This is a genomic window from Methanocrinis sp., assembly GCF_049974945.1.
In the GTDB taxonomy this organism is placed as follows: Archaea; Halobacteriota; Methanosarcinia; order Methanotrichales; family Methanotrichaceae; genus Methanocrinis.
The window spans coordinates 1-3262 of sequence record NZ_JBNGCU010000147.1; the positions used below are offsets into that span (position 1 = coordinate 1).

3 protein-coding genes are annotated in these 3262 nt (G+C 62.0%); all 3 read left to right on the forward strand.

Features of this window, described 5'->3' with window-relative positions:
- Positions 1-1173, forward strand: a 1173-nt coding sequence (locus ACP5EL_RS09880; RefSeq protein ID WP_428402343.1) for a uroporphyrinogen-III synthase, incomplete at its 5' end; no start/stop codon positions are given.
- Positions 1170-2342, forward strand: a complete 1173-nt coding sequence (locus tag ACP5EL_RS09885) for a radical SAM protein (protein WP_428402344.1) — start codon at positions 1170-1172, stop codon at positions 2340-2342. The genes ACP5EL_RS09880 and ACP5EL_RS09885, both read left to right, overlap by 4 nt.
- Before the next feature lie 299 nt (positions 2343-2641).
- Positions 2642-2779 carry a hypothetical protein gene (locus tag ACP5EL_RS09890; protein ID WP_428402345.1) on the forward strand — a complete coding sequence of 46 codons (138 nt, stop codon included), beginning with the start codon at positions 2642-2644 and terminating at the stop codon, positions 2777-2779.
- Positions 2780-3262: the final 483 nt, after the last annotated feature.

The following is a 3262-nucleotide window of genomic DNA, read 5'->3' on the forward strand; positions in this document are numbered from 1 at the left end:
GGCGGCGAGGAGGGGCTCGCCCTGGCCGAGGCGGGGCTGCCCTTCGAGGTGGTGCCCGGCGTCACCTCGGCGATATCGGTTCCCGCCGGGGCGGGGATCCCCGTCACCCATCGGGGCGTATCCACGGCCTTCACCGTGGTCACGGGCCACGAGGAGCCAGGAAAGGATGAGAACCTGGACTGGAAGGCCCTGGCAAAGGTCGGGGGAACCCTCGTAGTCCTGATGGGTGTATCGAGGCTAGAGGAGAACACCTCGGCGCTGCTGGAGGGGGGGCGAGGTCCCGATACCCCGGCGGCCCTCATCGAGAGGGGGTGGAGCCCAGAGGAGAGGCTGGTGGTGGGAACCCTGGGCGATATCGTCGAGAGGGCGAAAGAGGCCGATCTTCAGTCTCCAGCGATACTGGTGGTGGGGGAGGTCGTATCCCTCTCTTTAAAGCTGAGGCCCCCCACCATCGCCATCCTGAGGCCCGACAATCGGGGGAAGGAGTCGGAGAGGATCGCCCGGAAGCTGGGGTTCAGGCCGATCCTGGCCCCCTCCATAGCCTTTTCGGAGCTTCCGCTCCCCAAGGACCTGCCCGAGAGGATCGAGAGGGCGGACTGCGTCGTCTTCACCAGCGCCACGGGGGCCGAGATCGCCCTCCGGGACGACGAGGTGGCCAAACTCCTCGGAAGGTCCGTCCTCGCCACCATCGGCCCGAGGACGCGGGAGGCTCTGGAGGAACGTGGCCTCTCAGTCGCAGTAGTCCCGGAGAGCTTCAGCTCCAGGGGTCTCGCCCTCGCCCTGGCCCCGAAGTTCAGGCGGGTCCTGCTCCTCCGGAGTGCTCAAGGAAGCCCCGAGCTGGTCAGAATACTTGAGGAGGCAGGGGTCGAGGTGGGCGAGGTCCACCTCTACGACATCGCCCCTTCCGCCGATCCGAGGCTCGACTGGCTGATACTGCGGGGAAGGCCCGACGTCTTCGCCTTCACCAGCGGCTCCACGGCGAAGAACCTGATCGAGAGGGCAAAGGAGCTGGGAGCGGAGGCCGATCTTCGGGAGAGGCTCGCAAGAGCGAAGGTGGCGGCGATAGGACCGCCCACAGAAGCCGAGCTCGCGCGCCTGGGCGTGAGGGTGGACTCTGTCCCGGAGACGTATACATTCAAATCGATGCTGGAAGAGATCAGGAGGATAAGATGATCATATTCTCGAAGGCCCTGGCAGACCAGGCGACGGTCTGGGACGCCATCAGGGCCGCTGAAGAGATCGGCGAGCCCGTCCCCGACGAGATGATAAGGTTCTCGGGCCAGAAGAAGCCCGTGGTTATGTGGAACATCACCCGCCACTGCAACCTCGCCTGCGAGCACTGCTATATAGATGCGACGGCCTCCGCCGCCGAGGAGCTGAGGCTCGAGGAGGGGATAAGGCTCATCGACGAGCTGGCGGACCTGAAGGTCCCGATTCTGATACTCACCGGCGGCGAGCCCCTTCTAAGCCGGAACTTTTACGCCTACGCCTTCCACGCCAGGGAGGTGGGCCTGCGAACGGTCATCTCGACGAACGGGACCCTCATAACCCCGGAGGCTGCAAGGCTCCTCAAAGAGGCCGCCATCAGGTACGTCGGCGTCAGCCTCGACTCCTGCAGGCCGGAGGTTCATGACCGGTTCAGGGGGGTCGAGGGAGCCTACGAGAGGGCGATCGCCGGCCTCAAGAATGCGAGAGATGCGGGCCTCAAGACGGGCCTGCGGGTGACCCTCACCAAGGAGAACTGGCACGAGATACCCGCCCTCCTGGACCTGACCCTTGCGATGGAGATACCCCGGTTCTGCCTCTATCACCTCGTACCCGTGGGGAGGGGGGCCGATATCTCAGACCGGGACGTGACCGCCGAGGAGAGGAGGAGCGTCATCAAGTTCTTGGCCGAGGCCGCTGTCGAGCTGAAGGAAGAGGAGATCGAGATACTCTCGACCGACTCCCCCATGGACGGAGCCTACCTCCTGGAAATGCTGAAAGACGATCCCGAGAAACGGGAGAGGGTCAGAAGGCTCCTCCTTAACGCCGGGGGCTGCACCGCAGGGATAAAGGTCGCAAACATCAACCATCGTGGAGACGTCCACCCCTGCCACTTCATGCCCGAGGTCGTCGTCGGGAACGTCCGGGAGAGTAGCTTCCAGGACATCTGGATCGACCATCCGGTCCCCGAGCTTCTGGCCCTGAGGGATATCAGGTCCCATCTCAAGGGGGCCTGTGGCGATTGCGAGTACCTGGAGGTCTGCGGAGGATGTCGGCAGAAGGCCAGGTACTATCTCGGAGACGTTTGTGGGGAGGACCCGACCTGCGTGGTGAAGGATCTGAAGAGCGGCCGATGATGGGCCGCCGGTTATTTTTCAGGTTTGAATCTCCAAGATTTCTGACGGTCTATCGCGCGGGGGAGGGTCGATTCATTGGCCTATCCTGGATGCGATCTGCGATTTTTCGTTTTTGGGCCGCTCGGTCTCGATCTGCTGCGATGCCCGCCTCCCGCGCAATGGTCAAGAGAAATATCGGCATAATTGGCGCTTTTGGTGGATTGAAGGAGGCCAAATCTTCCAAATCGAGAAAAAAGGCGCCAGGGTACCGGAAAGTTTAATAAACGAGTACGGCTGAATTAATACCTGGAGTGATTCAAATGGCCGAAGAGAAGAAAGAGAAGAAAGAGGAAGAAGTCGCGGAGGTCGAGCCGATACATCCCGGTGAAGAGAGAGGTGGCGGAAGCAAGAAAGGCAAGAAGGGAAAGGGCGGTAGGCTTCTGGACACCTGTGTATAGACCTGCGACCAGGCGAGCCGCGCGTGCGGCCGCCGTATTTCGCTTTTCTCTGGCGACTTCGTCGCCCGGCCCGCCCCACCCCACAGGGGCGGAGCCATCGGGTCGATTTGTCCCCCTTTATTTTTATCAAATAGCCGCAGCTTGCAGCGGAGTATAATTTGCCCCATGCAGCTGCTTTTCATTCTTGGGCGCTTCGGGCCACGATGCTCGCAGGTTCCTGCGCCTCTCACCTCTGTGATCCCAAAATCGCCGTCGTCAGGACGCGACTCCTGGGGGCGTTCCCGCCGCCTCGATCCCGAGGACGGGATCGGCGCCGACACATTGGTGGGAGCCTCTCCGGCGACGAGCAGGAGAGGATGCTCGCGCTCTTCAGGCCGTATGCGAGGTGGCTCGCATTCTACCTCCTCCAGAGAGGATTTCGATTAACCTCCGGTCGGGCGCCCTAATTTATCTAGACTTAAAGGCAGGTCAGCTATATTACAT